This is a genomic window from Galenea microaerophila, from assembly GCF_054657255.1.
This window is the reverse complement of the sequence record NZ_BAAHWZ010000002.1, coordinates 114,256-134,927: the sequence shown is the minus strand read 5'-3', so window position 1 is coordinate 134,927 and position 20,672 is coordinate 114,256. Positions and strand designations below refer to the sequence as shown.

Sequence of the window (20,672 nt, the reverse complement as noted above, 5' to 3'; positions counted from 1 at the left end):
CTTATTTAAACCACTGTGTCCATTTGGGTTTGGCGTGTTCTGGGTCGAATAGTTCGGTGACCTCATCCGCGCTTTTACGATCGGTCAGGAAGAGAATGAGGTGGTCTCCCGCTTCAATCACCGTGTCACGATGTGCCATCATCACCTCGTCGTCTCGAATAATGCACCCAACCGTGATATTGTTTGGCCAGGGAATGTCACCAATGCGTTTGCCGATGACTCGAGAGGTGTTTTCACTGCCGTGAGCAATAATCTCAATCGCTTCAGCCGCACCGCGGCGCAAAGTAAAGGCTTTGACGGTATCTCCCTCATGTAGATAGTGCAGCAGGTGACTGGTGGTGATTTGGTCTGCGGAGATGGCGACATCAATGCTGTTTAATTGGGTCAGCTCTACATAGTTCTGGTTATTCACCAGCGAGATCACACGGGTGGCGCCGAGTTTTTTCGCCATCATACTGGAGATAATATTGGTTTCATCCTTATTGGTCACCGCAATATAGAGATCGGCCTCGTCCATATTCTCTTCAATTAACAGGCTTTTGTCTGAGACATCCCCTTGCACGACAATGGAATTTTCTAAAGATTCGGCAATCACGCGTGCACGTTGGATATTGTGTTCAATCACTTTGACATTGTGATCGGCTTCCAGCTCTTTCGCGAGACTGAAGCCGATATTGCCCCCGCCGGCAATAATAATGTGACGAGAGGGTTTGGTTTTTTTATGGCGTAGCTCTTCAATAATGATGGGAATATGTTCAGGTTTGGCTAAAAAGAAAACTTCATCGCCCGCTTTAATGGTGACATCTCCCGTGGGCATGACCACACTATCACGGCGGTAGATAGCGACGATACGGGTTTCCACCCCTTTGGGCAGATAGTGTTTAATCTCTTTAATCTGTTTGCCAACGAGTACGCCCCCAGCGTAAGCACGAAAAGCGACCAGCCGCACTTTTCCATCGGCGAAGTCCACGACTTGCAGAGAGCCAGGATAAGCAATGAGCTGTAGAATATAGTTTTTCATCAACACTTCTGGGCTGATCAAGACATCAATCGGTATGGCATCTAAATTGAGCTCTCGGTTAAACAGTTCAGGCCGTTCGAGATAGGCGGGGCTGCGGACGCGTGCAATTTTGGTCTCTGTTTTATAAAGCACATGGGCAAATTGGCAGGCGATAATATTGGTCTCATCATTTTGCGTGGCGGCAATCAGCATATCGGCTTCTTCTAAGCCGGATTGCGCCAAGATATCGGGATGAGACGCATGGCCTTGAACGGTGCGAATGTCTAATCGGTCTTGGAGTCGCTGCAGTTGCGCGCCATCAAGATCTACGACGGTGACATCGTTATTATTGACAGAGAGTAGTTCTGCAAGAGAGGTGCCGACCTGTCCGGCACCTAAGATGACAATATTCATGGAGGCTTGTCTCAAATACTTATTTTGGGTTTAATTGGATCATTCTACGCCTATTTTTTTCCGGAAAAAAGAGATTTCATTGAAGATTTTTGGGGTCAATATTTAAGCTTTTAAATTTTCGATAAAGATTGGTTCGATCCATACCGGAGCGCTTGGCGGTTTCAGTAATATTCCCCCCTGTTTCTCTGAGCAGTTGCAGCAAGTAGGCGCACTCAAATTGTTCTCTGCCTTTTTTCAAAGTAACGGAAGTGTCCACCACCCCCAAATCTGGCATTTCCGGTGCCAATAGCGGGATGACTTCCGCTTCAGTGATGGCTTCTTGATCGCCTAAAATGAGCAGTCGTTGAATGACATTTTGCATTTCACGTAAGTTGCCTGGCCAAGCATATTGACGCATGCGGTTTTGCGCACTGAGATCAAACGCTCGATAATTTAAGCCCTCTTTGGTGACAAAGTAGTCAACAAAATGATTGATCAGCTCTGGAATATCTTCAGTATGGGTGCGTAAGGGTGGAATATGAATCGGCATAACACTTAGCCGTTTTTGCCATTCACTGCGTATGCCGGGATTTTGATTAAAGGCATCAATGGGTTGATGGCTTAAGGCAATTAAGCGCACATCGAGTGGCTGTTCAGCAGCAAAGAGCAGCGGTTCTAAAGCTTTTTGTATCTCTGGGCGTAAGGTTTCAATCTCTGAAATGACCAGCGTGCCTTGATTTAAGTTGGTCACCCGCTCTAAAAGCGAAGATTCAAGGTTTGCAGATTCAGACAGGGCATTGAGATCTTCAGCGCTGATAAAACGAAGACGATGTGTGGAGGCGTGACCGCTGAGATGAATGGCCTCTGCTAAGTGGTGTTTACCGACGCCGTGCTCGCCATAAATATAGAGCGGCATACGGTATTGTGCAACGCGTTGAATGGTCTCTCTGAGCGATTGCATTGCTTTGCTGTGGCCAATGGGAAGAAATTGCGGCGGCGCTTTCTGTTTAAGTTGGCTATTCTCTTCATGCAGTTGTTGATGCTCTAAAGCGCGTTCAGCGGTGACCAGCAACTTGGCTAATGACAGCGGTTTTTCCAAAAAATCATAAGCCCCATGGCGTGTGGCTTCAATAGCGGTTTCAATCGTGCCATGCCCTGACATCATAATCACTTCGCTTTGCTGGGTGCCCGCTTGTACCTTCATCTGTTTCAACAGGGTCACGCCATCCATATCTGGCATCCAGACATCTAAAAAGACCAGATTGGGTAATACCTTTTCCCAGAGTTTGATGCCTTGAGCGCCATTGGCGGCTGTATGGATCTCATAACCCTCTTCATTGAAAATCTCTTCCATCAGGGAACGAATGTCTTTTTCATCGTCAATGATCAAGATCTTAGGTTTTTGCATAGTGATAATACTCTTATTAGGATTCGCTTACACTGGGAAAGATGAGCACAAAGCACACGCCTTGGTCTTCAGGCGTTTCAATGGAAATGTTTCCATGATGCTCTTCCACCACTTTTTTGACAACGGCTAATCCGAGACCGGTGCCTTTGGGTTTATCGGTTGCATAGGGTTCAAAAATCCAGTTAATGGCCTCTTCTGCAATGCCTGGACCATTATCGCAAAAAGTGATGCGCACTGAATCGCCTTCCAAGGAGGTGGTGAGGGTGATTTGTGGATCGGGTTGGTCTTTAAGTGCCTCTAGTGCATTTTTAAACAGGTTGTGAAAGAGCTGACGCAGTCGGTGGGGATCGGCTTGAATGGTAAGCGGCGTGTCTGCAAAGTGGGTCACAATGGTCCAGGGGGTTTTATTGGAAGTGTACATTTCAACAATACTGTTTAAGGTTTTATGTACAGAAAGGGGTTGCAGTTGCAGAGCGGGGGTATTGGCGTATTCGGTAAAGGCTTGTACCAGATCCTGCATGGCATGCACCTGTTCGATAATGGTGTGTGTCAAGCGATGAAGGAGCTGTGCATCCGCTTCTGAAAGCTTATTGGCCAGTTTATAGTCTAAGCGTTCGGCCGAGAGCTGGATGGGGGTGAGCGGATTTTTGATTTCATGGGCAAGGCGTCGAGCGACGTCACTCCATGCGGCATGCCGTTGCGCTTGCACCAATTCGGTGACATCATCAATCACCACCACATAGCCCCCTGTGGCTTGATCTAAGCTGGGGAGCGTAGAGCCGTGCAGTAACAGCGTTTTTTCTCCTTTCTTACAGTTAAATTGCAGCTGTTTATGCCATGTCCCCTGCTGTTGAAAAAGCGTTTCAATCTCTTGGATAAGAGGAGTTAAATGCGTACTATTTGCATCTTGTAGAAGCATTTCAAGGGGTTTCCCCAGATGGCGTGTGCTGTCAAAGTTTAAGATTTCATCCAGTTTTTGGTTGGTGGTTCTCAAATTTCGATGTGCATCAAGCGTCAGTACGCCACTGCTGAGGTTTTTGATAATGGCTTGTAGGTAGAGTTTTTGTACTTCCGTCTGCTGGTGACTGAATTTGAGTTCATTTCGGGCACGGTTAATTTTTTGAATCATCTCATTAAAAGAGTGGATCAGTTGACCCAGTTCATCATCGCGATCACTGGGCATTTTTAGGCTGTAATCACCTTTGGCGACTGAACGGGTTCCGCGCGCTAAGGTACGAATCGGGCGGGTAAAGTTTTGCACCGCTTGTAAGGTGAGCAAGATAGAAGTGACCAGCGCCAACAGTACCAATAGTGAAAGCACCAGGGTAAAACTGTTTTTTAATGGGGCTTGTAGATAGGAGAGTTCATTATATTGTGAGGCCGCGCGCTGAACGGTATTGGCCAGTTGTGTGAGCGTATCAGGAATAGAAAAGATCGCATGCAGTGCATACTGTGTTTGCGGGGTTTCGCCTTTCAGTGGAATGAGAACTTCAATCACCGATTGGGCATTGGTGCCGCCAGGAATGGTTTTGATATTGGCATAGGCGTGTCCGTTTCGAGCTTGCTGAAAGGCGCTCTCTTCTGGTTTGGGGGGCAGAATCGGGGCGCTGGCCTGACTGGCTTGGCTGCTGAAGGCGACCAGTTGACCACTCGATTTGTAGAGCGCGATACTTTGTGCATTTAAACTATTTAAGAGACTATTGAGCGTGTCTGCGGGCAGCTGAAGCAGTGACTGGCGTTTTTCTTCTGCAAGTGTCTCAGTTTGATAGAGTTTATCGCGCATTTTATCGGCCAGGTTCGCCTGTACCAGTTTGACGGCTTCATTAAGCGCTTTTTCGGTTTTGACATCAAACCATTGATCAATGCCTTGCTGGATAAAATTCAGGGCAAAGAAATAGATAATCAGAATCGGGATCCCGACCAGTAGCGTGACATAACCGGTGAGGCGTAGTGTTAATTTAATACCGACCGAACGGTTGCGGTAGTGACGATAGAGCGAATAGAGGGTGCGCACGAGCAAGGCAACTAAGATTAAGATGCCGACGAGGGTGAACCCCAGCAGAGGCAGATACATCTGCGCAAATTGAGAAGCATTCTGCAGGATTTGGCTCATAAAGATCAAGGCCATCACCAACAGAGCGGACAGTAAGATCAACCAGCCATATTGTTTAATAAATGGAGAGCGAAAGTTCATAAGCCTTCGAGGGGTAAGTCAATTGAACGGCTCACCCACCCGCTGTCAAGCGACCAATCACTCAGGTAGAGGGCTTCTAGGGCAAGCGGGGCGGGCAGCTGCCAGCGATCAAGGTAAATGCGCAGTCGAACTTCTGTCGGTTGCGTTGTCGTGAATTGATCCATCGGCATCACCGCAAAGTGTTCAAAGGTGCCGAGTGTTTCTAAGGCCTGTTGCAGGGAGTCAAACAGTTTGACCTTTTTATTGCGCTGATTGAGCAAAATAAACTTTTGGTTAAAGTTGTAGTAGCTCAGTGTGGTCTGATACTGCAGTTGATAAAGGGTGTCGCTAAAGTCCAGGCCAAGCAAGCTTTTGCGTGAACGCACCTCTAATTGAATGACAAAATTCAGCGGGATTTCATGCAGCACTGCTTGTTCAACGCGTTGGGGGAGTTTAAAGTGGGTTTGCGCATTCAGGTAGAGAGTGTCTTGTTCAATGATGGGTTGTAGACGGTAGATAGAGATAGATGGAGCGTTAAGATCGTGAGAAGGGGATTGTGCCAAGCTTGGCGCACTGAAACAGGCAAAAATCAACCCAAGCAGCCACCTATGCAGCCACATAATCGGCCAGAAGGCAGGGTCGTAGGGGGAGGCTTGTACCGTGCGCATCATGGGGTTGCCCTCTTTTGCAGCAGACAGTAGTAAAACCCATCCATTTCCGCTTCTCCAGGCAAAATTTGCTTGCCAGGTAAATTAAAGTCTTGTCCCCAAGGGGTTTGGAGCGGTACGCATTCTGCATCTTCAGTTTCCGTTAAAAACTGAGCGAACTGTTGGCCATTTTCTTCTGGGAGGATGGAGCAGGTGGCATATAGGAGCTGCCCGCCCGGTTTAAGGAGTGACCATTGCGTCTTGAGAATTTCGGCTTGTAATTGGGTTAAGTGATCAATATCTTCAGCGGTGCGGTGGTGTTTAATGTCGGGATGGCGACGAATAATCCCAGTGGCAGAACAGGGGGCGTCTAGTAGGATTTTGTCAAAACATTGGCCATCCCACCAGGATTCAGGGTGTGCCGCATCGCCTTGTTTCACTGTAGCCTCTAAGCCGAGGCGATACAGATTCTCACTTAAGCGTTCGAGTCGTTCTGGAGCGACCTCTAGGGCGGTCAGTTCGGCTTGGTTTTGCGCCAACTCTTGCAGATGGGTGGTTTTGCCGCCCGGCGCAGCGCAGGCGTCTAAAATGCGTTCGCCAGGCTGTGGATTAAGCAGCAAAGCCGCTTGTTGGGCAGCTACATCTTGCACACTAAACCCGCCGCTCTCATAGGTTGGCAGCTGGGTAATGTCTCGCCCTTGTTGGAGCTTGACGGCTTGCGGACTATAGGGATGAGGTTCAGCGGCTATCCCTTCTGCTTGCAGCTTATGTAAAAAGTCTGCGCGACTCTGTACCAATGGATTGACACGCAAAAACAGAGGCGGCTCTTGGTTATTGGCCTGCAGGATCTCTGTCCAATGCTCAGGATAGGCTTTACGCAGTTTTTTAAATAGCCATTGCGGATGCGCATATTTTTGTGCCGGTTTCAGATCCACTTCCGCCAAAATCGTGTCCTGGTTGCGAATAAAGTTGCGTAGGATGCCATTCACCACCCCTTTTGCCCAACCTTTTCGCAACTTTGAGGTTAAGGCTACTGTTTCGCCTACTGCGGCATGTTCAGGCACCTTAAGGTAAAGAATTTGATATAGCCCTAATTGAATTAAGCGTGCAATATCTTGATCTTTGGCTTTAAACGGCTTTTTGACCAATTGGTTCACAATCGCTTGCAGCCGAATTTGCCAGCGCAGGGTGCCAATCACCAAGTTTTGTGCAAAAGCACGCTCTCTCGCGTCTTGAAATTGCGCTAAACCTTCGGGGAGGGCTTGGCTCAATGAGCGTCCATTGTCCAATACCGCTTGTAGAATACGCAGGGCGACAAAGCGGGTGTTTGGGGCTTGAGTGGCTGAACTCATTTGTTTGGATCTTCGTGTGGATCTTTGGGGTTTTGTCCCAACTGCACCCCTTCTAAAGCGCGTGCTTGGGCAAAATCATAAGCGGACATCGCCTTTTTCCCACTGGGTTGTACTTGCAAAAGACGCAATACCCCTGCGCCGGTTTGCACATCAATACCGGTTTTTGACACCCTTAAGAGCGTTCCAGGAGGCAGGACTGGGGATTCTGGCACATTTTCGTCCCTTTTTTCAGCCTCTGCAATTTGTGCCTGCCAAATGCGTAATGGTTTGTCTTCAAGGTGGGTAAAGGCGACCGGCCAAGGATTAAAGGCTTGTATTTTGCGTTGCAAGATTTGCGCGGGTAACGTCCAGTCCAGTTCGGCTTCGGCTTTATGCAATTTGTGTGCATAGGTAGCGAGCGACTCATCTTGTGGCGCTGGGGGAAAGGCGTCTAAATCCTTGAGCACGGTGACAATCGCTTCGGCACCCAGTTGGCTTAAGCGATCATGCAGGGTTTGTGCCGTGTCTGTGGGGTGAATGGGGGTCGATACCTGGTAACGCATATCTCCCGTGTCCAAGCCCTCTGCCATCTGCATAATGGTCACGCCAGTTTCGGCATCACCGGCTTCAATTGCACGTTGAATGGGCGCTGCGCCGCGCCAGCGTGGCAGCAGTGAGGCGTGAATATTGAGGCAGCCATAGGTGGGAGTTTCTAAAATGGCTTTGGGCAAGATTAATCCATAGGCGACGACCACCATGATGTCCGCTTGATGCGCTTTGAGTGTGTGAATGGCGTCATCGCTTTTAAAGTTTTCTGGTTGAAAAACCGGCAGTTGATGCGCCAAGGCCGCTTGTTTGACAGGGCTCGGTGTGAGCTTACGCCCACGACCGGCGGGTCGATCCGGTTGGGTATAAACGGCCACGATTTCATGACCGGCAGCAATCAGGGCTTCCAGTGGCGCGACCGAAAAGTCGGGGGTGCCGGCAAATATAATTCTCATCGAGATGCTTCCACCTCTTTTTCCGCGAGATGTTTTTTAAACTGCTGAATGGCACGTCGGCGCTTAAGGCCGGAGAGATGGTCAATAAAGAGCTTGCCATTGAGGTGGTCAATTTCATGCTGAATGCAGACGGCGAGTAGGTCTTGCGCTTCAAACTCCACTGTTTTGCCATCGCGATCCATGCCGCGAACCAAAATCTCACTGGGGCGCTTTACCTTGCCATAAGCACCAGGAATGGATAAACAGCCCTCTTCCCATTCAATTTCCCCTTTGCTGTCAACCACGACTGGGTTTAATAAAGCGATCGGTTGGTCTTTGCTTTCAGACACATCCACCACAATCAATCGCTGTTGTACGGCCACTTGAGGGGCTGCTAAACCGATGCCGGGGGCGTCATACATGGTGTAAAACATCTCATCTATCAGTTTATCTAATTCATCGGTCATTTCAGGGACGGGGGCGCAGACTTGGCGCAACCCCTCTTCAGGGTAAAGAACAATATCGAGTTTTTCCATAATTCCGTTATACTTTTAATATATTTATGTTTTTATTATAGCGAACCTCCATGCAAAAATCTGAACCGTTGTCATCTGAAGCGCAAAATTTGGAAATTTGGCTCCCTTATCATCTCGCCTATGTCTCTGCAGAGCAGTTGTTGAAAATTCAAAATCACTTTGGCAGCTTGCAAGCCGGGCTGCAAGCGACTGAAAATGAGTGGGCGCAAGCGCATATTTTACGTCCTAAACAGATGGAAATGCTTTTTGCCAAGACGGTGACGGAAAAAGTGCAACAGATTTTGGCCTGGCAGCAGGCAGATCTTCAACATATTGTGACGCTGGCGGATGCTCACTATCCACCCTTATTAAGAGAAATCGACGATGCACCGATTCTGCTCTATGTCAAAGGTCAGGTCGCTTTATTGTCAGATCCGCAGCTGGCAATTGTAGGTTCACGACATGCCTCAAAATTGGGGATGCAAGTGGCAGAGGATTTTTCCAGCCACCTTTCACAACAAGGGCTGACCATTACCAGTGGCTTAGCCAGTGGCATTGATACGGCAGCCCATCGCGGGGCGTTACAAGGTATTGGCAGCACCCTTGCGGTGATGGGAACAGGCATTGACCGTATTTACCCTGCATCCAATCGCGCCTTGGCGCACCAAATTGCGGAGCAAGGCGCATTGGTGACGGAATTTCCACTGGGCGCGCGTCCAGACGCCTTTCACTTCCCACGCCGCAACCGCATTATTAGTGGTTTAAGCGTGGGTACGCTGGTGGTAGAAGCGACCCTTAAAAGCGGCTCTTTAATTACCGCGAAAACAGCGATGGAGCAAGGGCGAGAGGTGTTTGCGGTGCCCGGTTCGATTAATAATCCACAAGCGAAAGGTTGCCATCAGCTGATTAAGCAAGGCGCCAAATTGGTGGAGACCGGACAGGAGGTGTTAGAGGAGTTGACTGCGCTTATTGAGCTGAGCTTACAGCCCGCTTTAAATCAGGAGAGCAATCCCGCGCAAACCACACTCTTTGACGCCTCTGCCAATGAAGCCGGTGCAAAACTGATGAGATATATTGAGTATGAACCGATCAGTTTAGATGAACTGGTGGTTTTGAGTAAAATGCCAGCTTCTGAGATTCAGGCGCAATTGATGTTGTTAGAACTAGAAGGCGTGATTGAATCGCTCTCTGGGGGGCGATGGCGGCGATTGAAATAAAACTTGCAATCTGCTGAAAAATTCCCCATTCTTATAAAAGAGCCCAAATAAAATTTATGGAGATAAAGAGTCGTTTATGACAAATTTAGTGATTGTGGAGTCCCCTGCCAAGGCGAAGACGATAGAGAAATTTTTAGGGAAGGATTTTACCGTTCGTTCCAGCTACGGCCACATTCGAGACATTGTGAAAAAAGGGATGGGGATTGATATTGAGCACGGTTTTCAGCCGCATTATGAGATTTCGCCCGATAAGAAAAAAGTGGTGGCAGAGCTGCGTAAATTGGCGAAAACTGCACAATCCGTTTGGCTGGCGACGGATGAGGACCGCGAAGGGGAAGCCATCGCTTGGCACCTAGCGGAAGCCTTAAAACTCGATATTCAGACCACCAAACGCATTGTATTTCATGAAATTACCCAACCGGCGATTGAGAAAGCAGTCGCCGAGCCACGCACTGTAGATATGGATTTGGTGGATGCTCAGCAGGCGCGACGCATTTTAGACCGCATTGTCGGTTTTGAATTGTCGCCGATTTTATGGAAAAAGATTCGCACCGGTTTATCAGCTGGACGGGTGCAGTCGGTGGCGGTGCGTCTGATTGTGGAGCGTGAACGAGAAATTGAAGCCTTTGAAGCGGATTCGGTTTACCGCTTGCAAGGCAGCCTCGATCTGTTGGATGCTTCGGGTGAAGTGGTGGATGCGGTTGAGGTAAAACGCACGGCGGCGTTTAAAACAGAAGCTGAAGCGCAAGCCTTTTTAGAAGCCGCCGCTACGGCTGAATTACAGGTCGCCAGTTTAGAAGAGAAACCGGCCAAACGCAGTCCTAAGCCGCCTTTTACCACCTCCACTTTGCAGCAGGAAGCCGCTTCCAAACTTGGCTTTTCGGTGAAACAGACGATGATGATTGCGCAGCGCCTTTATGAGTCAGGGAAAATTACCTATATGCGTACCGACTCAGTCAACCTGTCTGAACAGGCGATTGCGCAAGCCGAACAGGTGGTCAAAAGCAATTATGGGGCAAAATTCAGTCAGACGCGACGTTTTAAAACCAAAAATGCGGGCGCGCAAGAGGCGCATGAGGCGATTCGCCCTACTGATTTCTCGGTAGAGTCGGTCAGTGGCGAGCGCAATGAACAGCGTTTGTATCAGCTGATTTGGCGACGCGCCATTGCTTCACAAATGGCAGATGCGCAACTGAAACGCACCACCGCTGAAATTCAATTAAGTACTTTGCCCGATGAGAAGTTGACCGCCAAAGGGGAAGTGGTGACTTTTGAAGGGTTTTTAAAAGTATACAATCTGGATAAGAAAGAGGATGACAGCCTATTACCGCCAATGCAGGTTGGGCAGGCGTTGAAGTTGGGAGAGTTGACGGTGCGTCAAAGCTTCTCACGGGCACCTGCACGTTACAATGAGGCCAGCTTGGTGCGCACTTTGGAAGAGATGGGCATCGGTCGTCCTTCGACCTATGCACCGACGATTGACACCATTCAGCAGCGTGGTTATGTGGTCAAAGAGGACCGTGAAGGGCAGCCTCGAGCTTATCGTCAATTGCAATTGAACGCCGACGGCACGATTCAAGCAGAGACTCTTGAAGAAATGGCGGGCAGTGAAAAAAATAAACTGTTCCCCACAGAGATAGCCGGTATTGTGACCGATTTTTTGGTGAAACATTTTGGAGACATTTTAGATTATCAATTTACCGCACATGTGGAAGAAGAGTTTGACCTGATTGCCCAAGGCCAAGAGTCATGGCAAGAGATGTTGCAAGCCTTCTATCAGCAATTCCACCCTAAAGTAGAAGCCGCCGAAAATGTGTCGCGAGAAGAAGCTGGACAATCGCGCGCTTTGGGCAATGACCCAAAAACCGGCAAACCGATGTTTGTCAAAATTGGTCGTTTTGGCCCCTATGTGCAGCTGGGGGATGGTGAAAATGAGGAAAAACCGACCTTTGCCAGTCTAAAACCGGGTCAAAAGATGGATACCTTAACCCTCGAGGATGCGTTGGAGCTGTTTAAGTTGCCACGTGAAGTGGGCGAAATGCCAGAGGATTTTTCGGCGACGGCAGTAGATGGCACCGAGTTTAAGGTGGAAAAAGGGCAAAAGTTGATCGCCAAGCAAGGGCCTTTTGGACCCTATTTGGAGTATGGTTCGAAAAAATATGCGCCGATTAAAGGTTATGACCCTTTGAGCATTACGCTGGATGAAGCGGTGGATGTGGTCAAAACTAAGATTCAAGCAGAAGCGGATAAGATCATTAAAACTTTCCCGGGCACAGAGGTCAAAATCCTCAAGGGGCGTTGGGGACCTTATATTACCGATACCAGTACGAAAAAGAACGCTAAAATTGCCAAAGATGAAGATCCGTTGCAATTCACGTTAGAAGCGTGTCAAAAACGGTTGGAAGAGGCCCCCGAACCCAAACGCAGAGGTCGTGGGGCGAAAAAAACGACCACAAAAAAAGCCGCACCTAAAAAACGATCAACCAAAAAGACGACAACGACAAAAAGGACGGCAAAAAAAGAGTCCTGAAGCGGGATTTTTGATTAATTTTTTGCGCGAGCGTTTAAAATATCGACTTTTGAGCACGGAAAGAAAGAGAGCCCAATGAAAGAGCAGATACAGCAGATTTTGACCGAAGTGGTGGTGCAGTTAAAAGCCGAGGCAGTGATTCCAGAGACGGCGCAGCCTCGAATTGTTGTCGAAAATACCCGTGATAAAAGTCATGGAGATTTTGCCACCAATTTAGCAATGATGCTATCGAAGGCGGCTGGGATGCCCCCGCGTGCGCTAGCCGAAAAAATAGTGCCGCTGATCCCACTGGAAGGGGGCATTAAAAAAGTAGACATTGCCGGTCCGGGTTTTATTAACTTCTTTGTACAGGAAGATGCCAAGTTTGCAGTCGTGCCCCAAATCTTGGAACAAAAATCGGACTTTGGTCGCTGTAATGTGGGTCAAGGACGCTCGGTGCTGGTTGAGTTTGTGTCCGCAAATCCCACCGGTCCGCTCCATGTGGGACATGGACGCGGTGCAGCCTATGGTGACAGTTTGAGTCATCTCCTTTCAATCGCAGGTTATGAAGTGGAACGTGAATATTATGTTAATGATGCGGGACGGCAGATGGATATTTTGGCTGTCTCCGTTTGGTTGCGTTATCTCGAACTGTGTGGCGAAGAGATTGTTTTCCCTGCTAATGGCTATCAAGGCGACTATGTGTTTGAGATTGCCGAGCAGGTGAAGCAAGCAGAAGGCGTGCAGCTGCAAAAACCGGCAATAGAAGTGTTTGCCGGTTTGCCGGAAGATGCGCCGCAAGGGGATAAAGAGGTTTATATCGATGCGGTGATTGAGAAGGCCAAACATCTGCTCACGCCGGAACAGTATCGTTTGGTATTCGATACGGCTTTAAATGCAATTTTGGGCGACATTCGCGAAGATTTGGCGGCATTTGGCGTGCGCTTTGACACCTGGTTCTCAGAGCGTTCGCTCATGGACAGTGGCGTCATCGATGCGGCGATTGAAAAGTTGCAACAGGCTGGAAAAATTTATGAACAAAATGGTGCCCTATGGTTCCGCTCTACCGATTATGGCGATGAAAAAGACCGCGTGGTGGTACGAGACAATGGAGTGAAGACCTATTTTGCTTCGGATATCGCCTATCATCTGAATAAGTTGATGCGCGGCCATGAAATTTTGATTGATGTCTGGGGCTCTGATCACCATGGTTATGTCCCACGCGTCAAAGCGGCGATGGCTGCGATGGATGCCAATCCTGATGCTTTAGAAGTGCTTCTGGTACAGTTTGCTGTGCTGTATCGTGGCGGTGAGAAGTTGGCCATGTCCACCCGTTCAGGGCAGTTTGTCACCTTAAGAGAGTTGCGAGAAGAGGTGGGGACGGATGCGGCACGTTTCTTCTATGTGCAGCGTAAATCAGAACAACATATGGATTTTGACCTCGATTTAGCGAAATCGAAGTCAAATGAAAACCCCGTTTACTATATTCAATATGCCCATGCACGGATAAGCCGCGTCATGGAGCAGGCAAAAGAGCGTGGCATGAGTGTTGATTTGACACAAGGCTTGCAACATTTGCATGTGCTTGAAGAAGCGGCTGAAGCCGAGATTGCAACGCTGTTAAGTCGTTATCCAGAAATTGTGGCACGAGCCGCCAAAGCGCGCGAGCCGCATCAGATTGCTTACTATCTGAAAGAATTGGCCCACGCTTTGCACAGTTATTACAATTCGAGCCAGTTCTTAGTGGAAGAAGAGACTTTGCGCCAAGCACGTTTGACGTTGATTACAGCGGTGCAGCAAGTGTTGAAAAATGGATTGGCGATTATTGGCGTTTCAGCACCGGAGAAGATGTAATTGGCGCGTGATTATCGCTATGGCGTTGGCAAAAAACCGACCTTTCAGCGCCAGTCGCAGCAGCGAGCGCAACAGTCGGAAGGGTTAAGCAGTCGTCAGTTGCTATTGGCGATGGTGGTTATGGGATTGCTGCTGTTTGCGGGTTATTTGATTGTCTCGCATTTCGTGCATGCCGGTGTCCGTGGTGAGAAAGTGAAGGGCGCGGAAAAGGATGTAGAAAAATCCACCGAATCCTCCGTTAAAACATCAATTATCTCAGTGCCCAGCAATGAGCCAACACAATCTGCCGCTTCAGTGATTCAGGCGGTGCCCGTTCCAAAACCGGAAAAAACGCAAAAGGTGGATTACACTTTTTATCAGGGGTTGGCCAAGACAGAAGTGGTGGTGGAGGCGGAACCCTTGCCGGTGAAGCTGCCACAACCTTACTATATTCAAGCAGGCTCTTTTGCTGCACTGGAATTGGCGCAAAAAGAGCAGGCGCGTTTAAAGAGGTTGGGGTTTGAAACGCAACTTTCCAGTCTGCAGGGCAAAACACGTACTTACTACCGATTACGATTAGGCCCTTTTTTTGATCGCTTGCAGTTGAATAAGGTGCGTAATCAGCTGCGGGATGTTGGGGTGGATACATTGTTGATTCGTGCCCCGAAAATGCTTAAACCGAAGGTTGAAGCTTCAGAGAATGCATCCGATTAAATAGGGGCTTTAAAAGGGTAGAGACCTTTGTGGGCGCCTCTCGGGAAAAGGTCTCTTAATCGCCTTTGGCAAGCATGGCTTTAAGATTGGCAAGATGAGCATTCCCCACCTCTTTCTGCTCTTCTACGGACAGCTCAACACCAGGCTTACCTTCCCATTGAATTACCTCTTCTGGTAGCTCTTCTAAAAAACGGCTTGGCTCACAGGGAGTATCTTCGCCATATTTCCGGCGTTTTTTCGCATAGGTGAGGGTGAGGGATTTTTGCGCGCGGGTAATGCCCACATAGGCAAGGCGGCGCTCTTCTTCCAGGCCTGGGGATTCCAGATTCTGTTTATGCGGTAGCAGCTCTTCCTCCATGCCAATTAAAAAAACATGAGGAAACTCCAGCCCTTTTGAGGCATGTAGGGTCATTAGGCTGACTTGGTTATGGGCTTTTTCCGATTCATTGCGCTCTAGAATGTCCATTAAGGTCATATGAGAGACAATTTTATCCAGTTTAAGGGCTTCGCCATCTTCTTCTTGTGCCTTTTGCAGAATGCGTTCTATCCATAGTAACAGGTCGCGCACATTTTCAATGCGTCGCTCTGCGGTTTTTGCATTGCTGGCGGTCTCATGCAGCCAATTGTCATACTCAATGGTTTCCAACAGTTGACGGATAAAGTGGATAACCTCTTCACCCTCCAGGGTGTCTGCTGTTTTGACCCAGTCTAGCAGCACCTCCCCAAAACGCTGTACGCGCCTAAGGGCTTTCTCATCCAAGACATTCATGAGACTAAATTGTTGGGTGGCGGCAAATAGGCTGATACCGCGTTCAGTGGCAAAACCGGCAAGCTTTTCTAAAGTGGCAGCGCCGATTTCACGTCTAGGCGTGTTCACAATGCGTAAAAAAGCGGCATCATCATCAGGATTAACAATTAATTTGAGATAGCTCAGCACATCTTTAACTTCTGCATAGTCAAAAAAGCTCTGGCCGCCAGAGATCGTATAGGGAATATTCTGCTCTCGTAGGGCGCGTTCAATCAGGCGGGATTGATGATTGCCACGGTAGAGAATGGCATAGTCTCGGAACTGATTTTGATATTTAAATTTGCTAACGATCAATTCAGAGACAACGCGTTCGGCCTCCTGTTGCTCATCTTCACAGGCTAAAATACGAATTGGTTCGCCCATGCCCATTTCAGACCATAGTTTTTTCTCAAATACATGGGGATTGTGTGCAATTAAGGCATTGGCTGCAGAGAGGATGCGATTACTTGAACGGTAATTCTGCTCCAGTTTAATCACTTCTAAATTTGGAAAATCCTGTTTTAATAAGGCTAAGTTCTCCGGCTGCGCTCCGCGCCAAGCATAGATTGATTGGTCATCATCCCCCACCACGGTAAAGCGCGCCTCTTTACCGACCAGCTGTTTAACCAGCTGATATTGAGCCGCATTGGTATCTTGGTACTCATCCACCAGCAGATAGCGCACCCGGTTTTTCCATTTATGTAAAATCTCGGGCTGCTCATGAAACAGGCGCACCGGCAGGCCGATTAAGTCATCGAAATCGACCGCATTATAGGCATGGAGCTGTTTTTGATAATAACCATAAAGCACTGCATGGGCGCGTTGCAGCGCATCTTCTGCTGTTTCGATCGCGACTTCGGGCGAGATGTGTTGGTTTTTCCAAGCTGAAATCTCCCACTGCACCCCTTCCAGTTCATCCGGATCCAGCTGATTCTTTTTCATCAGCTCTTTTAAGATCTGCGCCGTATCTTGCACATCCATAATAGAGAAGTTGGCTTTATAGCCCAAGGCTTTGTATTCTTGACGGATAATATTGAGGCCAAGGGTGTGAAAAGTGGAGACATTAAGCCCTTTAGAAGGATCATCCTTTAAGAGTTTGCTGACCCGCTCTTTCATCTCTTTGGCGGATTTATTGGTAAAGGTGACCGCATAGATATTGCGCGCTGGAATGTGTTGGTGACGAATCAGGTAGGCAATCTTTTCGGTGATCACGCGCGTTTTGCCTGAGCCGGCGCCTGCTAAGACCAAGCAAGGGCTATGCACATGTTTGACTGCTTGAAGTTGGCGTTTATTTAGGGTATGCATGAACAATCGTTTAAGGTTGGAACGAGAGGGAATTATACTGAAAGAGACCTTTGCATGAGATGGTTCTACGGCTAAAAATGGCTAAAATTTCCCAAATCGTTGTTGGAAAACTTGGCAATAGCTGGCTATTGCCTGCGTTTCCCGCCTAGATATGGAAAATTTTCTCTCATTTTTAGCTCGCATCCCACTCATGCAAAGGTCTCTTAAATTTAACTGAACCCGCGGAGATTGCGTTTTTGAAAGCAAAAAACTGAGGTTGTATGTCATTTACAGTAAAATGGCGGTCTCGAAAAAAGGTAAGCATTTTATGTCATCCATAGAACAGTTAAAACAGGATATTGTGTTCCAAGAGACATTGATGGGGCATCCACTCACATTTCATACCACTTGGGGATTGTTTAGTCCGCGTAATATTGATGCAGGGACGCATTTATTGCTGAAGCATCTACAGATTCAGCCGGATGAAGTGGCGTTGGATATTGGTTGTGGCTATGGGCCTATCGGTTTAACGATTGCCGCCAATGCTCCAGAAGGCAAGGTGCATATGGTGGATAAGGATTTTGTCGCCGTGGATTATGCCAATAAAAATGCGCAGATCAATGGGCTGTCAAATGCTCAAGCCTATCTGTCCAACGGGTTAAGTCGCGTGCCCACAGACCAGAAATTTACCACCGTGGTATCCAATATTCCCGCTAAGGTGGGGAAAGAGATGTTGAGTATTTTGTTGCACGACGTCCACAATCAGCTTCAGCCTGGAGGACAGTTTGTGGTGGTCACCATTAATGGCTTGCGTCAATATATGAAACGCAATTTTATGGAAGTGTTTGGCAACTATGAAAAAGTTAAGCAGGGGAAGGATTACACCATATCTAGAACCATTAAGGAGCATTGTTAAAAAGTATTGTGGTTCAATATTTCGGACGCTCTTGTAAGATAATGTTTATCAAATACAGGAGTGAAGCCGTACAGCTTCAAAAGTGTTTCGAAAATTGCATAGAAGATACGGCCTTCAAAGTCCAATAAGCAGCAAAGGTGCCTGTTGGAATAACGCCGTGGTCGAACGTTTTTCGGCAGTTTGAAACATGAATGCTTGAATAACGTGAGTCACCTTGAACGACAAGGAATGAAGTCAGACGTTGATGGTTATATCCGTTATTACAACTAACGAAGAATACATTCCATACTAGGTGATATGAGCTCAGAGGTGGCGTTGCTAAAGATAATTTAACGAGTAAAGTGTTCGATTTTGGTTGACTAGAACATAAAACTAAAACATTAGGAAAATAAAAATGCCTTTAGATTTATCTGATACGTTAGTGATTGGTATCTCTTCAACAGCTTTATTTGATTTAAGTGAAGCAGATGCTTTTTTTAGAGCTCAGTTAGAAGAAAATAGAGATACGGCTATCAAAAAGTATCGTGAATTTATGCTAGAACGTGAAAATCAACCTCTTAAAGATGGTACTGGAATGCCTTTGGTTAAGGCATTATTGGAATTGAATGAATATAAAGGAGGGGACAAGAGTAGTCCGCTTGTTGAAGTGGTCGTAATGTCCCGTAATAGTCCAGAAACAGGCATTCAGGTTTTGAATAATATTCGTTCCCGTGAACTCCCTATTACTAGACATGCATTTACGGGTGGAGAATCAGTTACACAGTATTTGGAAGCATTTGATGTCGACTTATTCTTGACCACTTCAGAATCCGATGCACAAAAGGTAATTGATTCAAAAGTCTGTGCAGCCGCACTAGTTAAAGAACCGCCAAAAGAAATTGAAAAAATTCCTGAAGGACAAGTCCGCATCGCATTTGATGGTGATGCAGTAGTGTTCGATGATAGTAGTGAATTTATCTATAAATCGGAAGGTATAGATGGTTTTTATGATCATGAAGATTCACAACAGGATGTGCCAATGCCAGAAGGGCCTTATGCAACATTACTAAGAAAATTAGCTCGTTTGCAAGAACGTTTACCTTTCAGTATTGAATACTCTCCAGTCAGGATTGCGATTGTCACTGCACGAAATGCTCCAGCGGAGATGAGGGTTATTAAAACCTTGCGTGAATGGGGTGTTTATGTAGATGAAGTATTCTTTTTGGGAGGTCTGGAAAAGTCGAAAATATTACGAGCTTTCAAGGCACATATTTTCTTTGACGACCAAGACACTCACTTAGAAACAACCTCAAAGCACATAGCATCTGCAAAAGTACCTTACGCTTCAAATTCAAAGCTCAGATCTTTACCACCGAAATCAACAGAAGTGAAATTTGTCGAGAAAAATGCAGAGAAGGAAGGTTAAAAAATGTCTGTTTATAAAATTTTCTGTGACGAAAGCTACCATTGTAATTCCCCCATTTTTAAGATCGGTTAAAGTGGAGGGTTACAAATTAGAGGTTTTTTCATGGCCTTAGCCTGGTGAATGTGTAAAATGGTTACCAGAGAGCAAACAAATCAGAAAGGATGGATTATGAAAAAATTTTTAACCTATTTAATGCTCAGTGTGATGACTTTGGGTTTGACAATCCAGACTGCAGAAGCTAAACGATTCGGAATGGGTAAAAGTTATGGCTATAACAAGCAAGTCGCGCCTAAGCGTTATGGGACAGCGCCAAAATCTAACACGACGCCACAAGCGACAAAGCCTGCTGCTCAAGGTGGAAAAACCGCTGGACAGCCTTCGGGGGCTTCACGCTGGTTGGGCCCTTTAGCCGGTTTAGTGGCCGGTGGTTTATTGGCTTCTATGTTATTTGGAGATGGCTTCCAAGGCATTCAGTTTATGGATATCTTAATTTTTGGTTTAATCGCCTTTTTGTTATTTAAATTGTTTGCCAGTCGTCGTCGCCTTGCGACAGAGACCGGTCAAGCGGACTCCATGGCGCCGACCTCACAACCCGCAGCGGCGAAACCCCAATCTTTTCAAGCGCAAATACCTGAACAGAATCGTCATACGGCTGGTGCCGAAGGGGGAAGTATCATTGGATCAGCGCTTTCAGACAATACGGAACCTGTCTCCGTGGCGCCAAGCTGGTTTGATGAAAAAAGCTTCTTAGAAGCAGCGAAGCACAATTTTGTAGAGGTACAAAAAGCGTGGGATCAAGGAGACTTGGCGGAAATTGAGTCTTACTGTTCACCAGAATTGTTTGCTGAGCTCAAAAGTCATGTGCAGCCAGGGGTCAATCATACTGAAGTGGATACATTGGATGCAGAAATTGCGGACATGGCGGTTGAAGGCGATGACTTTATTGTCAGTGTACGTTTTAGTGGCTTTATTAAGGAAGATGGCAAGCTTCATGCTTTTAATGAAATCTGGCATTTGCGTCGACCTGTGGATGGGTCGGGTAATTGGGAAATTATTGGGATTCAGCCGGGCCATTGAAGCGAGGCTTTCCCTAAGGAGAAGACAATGAAACGTACAGCTCTCGTTTGGTTATTCATCTTGCCTTTTATCATGTTAAGCAGTGGGTGCTCCAAAGAGAAGGTACAGATCACTTCTGCAGCGATTGTGAATCAAGATAGAGGCTCGGGCAATTTTGACCGGGTGTTGGAAATCTGTTTTGAAAAGCCGTTGAGCGCCACCTATTATCATAAAGTTTTTATTGTGACCTATGAAGATGTCAAGATCCGTGGGGAAGGGCGTTTGACGCCCTTGGCGTCAGATCCGGACAATAAATGTATCTATAAAAACTTGTATTTTTATATTAATCGTAACTCACCAGTTGGCATGCGGCAGATGATTCATGACTATGTGAGACCGGGTAATATTCGTCTGTTAAAAATCCAAGTGTTTGCGGATAAACCGGAAGGTAAAGCGCAGCCCATGGATGAAAAAACTTTTCGTGATTTATAGGAATAATAAGGT

The 20,672-nt window shown here is 47.2% G+C and carries 16 protein-coding genes and 1 pseudogene; 9 read left to right on the top strand and 8 right to left on the bottom strand.

The features are described 5' to 3' along the window. Position 1 precedes the first annotated feature (1 nt). From trkA to def, 7 genes are all read right to left on the bottom strand, one after another. Positions 2-1,414, bottom strand: a complete 1,413-nt coding sequence (trkA, locus tag ACYQ05_RS05980) for a Trk system potassium transporter TrkA (protein ID WP_459819278.1) — start codon at positions 1,412-1,414, stop codon at positions 2-4. Between the two features lie 76 nt (positions 1,415-1,490). Beyond that, the gene (locus ACYQ05_RS05975) at positions 1,491-2,801 is read right to left on the bottom strand and encodes a sigma-54-dependent transcriptional regulator (RefSeq protein WP_459819277.1); all 1,311 of its coding nucleotides are present in this window, start codon (positions 2,799-2,801) and stop codon (positions 1,491-1,493) included. 16 nt (positions 2,802-2,817) lie between these two features. Continuing rightward, on the bottom strand, positions 2,818-4,995 hold the full coding sequence (locus ACYQ05_RS05970) for a sensor histidine kinase (protein WP_459819275.1): 2,178 nt from the start codon (positions 4,993-4,995) through the stop codon (positions 2,818-2,820). After that, positions 4,992-5,645 (bottom strand): DUF4390 domain-containing protein, encoded by a 654-nt coding sequence (locus ACYQ05_RS05965; RefSeq protein ID WP_459819274.1) that lies wholly within the window; start codon positions 5,643-5,645, stop codon positions 4,992-4,994. The genes ACYQ05_RS05970 and ACYQ05_RS05965 overlap by 4 nt, the downstream gene beginning before the upstream one ends. Further along, complete coding sequence (rsmB, locus tag ACYQ05_RS05960; RefSeq protein WP_459819273.1) at positions 5,642-6,973, bottom strand: 16S rRNA (cytosine(967)-C(5))-methyltransferase RsmB; 1,332 nt, start codon at positions 6,971-6,973, stop codon at positions 5,642-5,644. The genes ACYQ05_RS05965 and rsmB overlap by 4 nt, the downstream gene beginning before the upstream one ends. Further along, the gene (fmt, locus tag ACYQ05_RS05955) at positions 6,970-7,953 is read right to left on the bottom strand and encodes a methionyl-tRNA formyltransferase (protein ID WP_459819271.1); all 984 of its coding nucleotides are present in this window, start codon (positions 7,951-7,953) and stop codon (positions 6,970-6,972) included. The genes rsmB and fmt overlap by 4 nt, the downstream gene beginning before the upstream one ends. After that, positions 7,950-8,468, bottom strand: a complete 519-nt coding sequence (gene def, locus ACYQ05_RS05950; protein WP_459819269.1) for a peptide deformylase — start codon at positions 8,466-8,468, stop codon at positions 7,950-7,952. The genes fmt and def overlap by 4 nt, the downstream gene beginning before the upstream one ends. Positions 8,469-8,518: 50 nt before the next feature. On the opposite strand from def, the gene dprA reads away from it, so the two are divergent. The 4 genes from dprA (at position 8,519) to ACYQ05_RS05930 (ending at position 14,720) form a co-directional block, all read left to right on the top strand. After that, positions 8,519-9,664: a DNA-processing protein DprA gene (gene dprA, locus ACYQ05_RS05945; RefSeq protein ID WP_459819267.1), complete on the top strand. Its 1,146-nt coding sequence runs from the start codon at positions 8,519-8,521 to the stop codon at positions 9,662-9,664. 76 nt (positions 9,665-9,740) lie between these two features. Then, on the top strand, positions 9,741-12,194 hold the full coding sequence (gene topA, locus ACYQ05_RS05940; RefSeq protein WP_459819265.1) for a type I DNA topoisomerase: 2,454 nt from the start codon (positions 9,741-9,743) through the stop codon (positions 12,192-12,194). Between the two features lie 75 nt (positions 12,195-12,269). Then, positions 12,270-14,027, top strand: a complete 1,758-nt coding sequence (gene argS, locus ACYQ05_RS05935) for an arginine--tRNA ligase (protein WP_459819263.1) — start codon at positions 12,270-12,272, stop codon at positions 14,025-14,027. Further along, positions 14,028-14,720: an SPOR domain-containing protein gene (locus ACYQ05_RS05930; RefSeq protein ID WP_459819261.1), complete on the top strand. Its 693-nt coding sequence runs from the start codon at positions 14,028-14,030 to the stop codon at positions 14,718-14,720. 55 nt (positions 14,721-14,775) lie between these two features. Here ACYQ05_RS05930 and rep read toward each other — a convergent pair whose 3' ends face one another. After that, a complete protein-coding gene (rep, locus tag ACYQ05_RS05925) occupies positions 14,776-16,812 on the bottom strand; it encodes a DNA helicase Rep (RefSeq protein WP_459819259.1) in 2,037 nt (678 codons plus the stop codon). 307 nt (positions 16,813-17,119) lie between these two features. Between rep and ACYQ05_RS05920 the strand changes: the two genes are divergently transcribed. From ACYQ05_RS05920 to ACYQ05_RS05900, 5 genes and pseudogenes are all read left to right on the top strand, one after another. Further along, positions 17,120-17,707 carry a class I SAM-dependent methyltransferase gene (locus ACYQ05_RS05920; protein ID WP_459819256.1) on the top strand — a complete coding sequence of 196 codons (588 nt, stop codon included), beginning with the start codon at positions 17,120-17,122 and terminating at the stop codon, positions 17,705-17,707. A gap of 177 nt (positions 17,708-17,884) precedes the next feature. Next, positions 17,885-17,977 (top strand): annotated as a pseudogene (locus tag ACYQ05_RS05915) (IS3 family transposase); the annotation flags it as partial. 124 nt (positions 17,978-18,101) lie between these two features. Further along, a complete protein-coding gene (locus ACYQ05_RS05910; RefSeq protein ID WP_459819254.1) occupies positions 18,102-19,112 on the top strand; it encodes a 5'-nucleotidase in 1,011 nt (336 codons plus the stop codon). A gap of 168 nt (positions 19,113-19,280) precedes the next feature. Beyond that, positions 19,281-20,189 (top strand): Tim44 domain-containing protein, encoded by a 909-nt coding sequence (locus tag ACYQ05_RS05905; RefSeq protein ID WP_459819252.1) that lies wholly within the window; start codon positions 19,281-19,283, stop codon positions 20,187-20,189. Between the two features lie 27 nt (positions 20,190-20,216). Further along, complete coding sequence (locus ACYQ05_RS05900; protein ID WP_459819251.1) at positions 20,217-20,660, top strand: hypothetical protein; 444 nt, start codon at positions 20,217-20,219, stop codon at positions 20,658-20,660. Positions 20,661-20,672 lie beyond the last annotated feature (12 nt).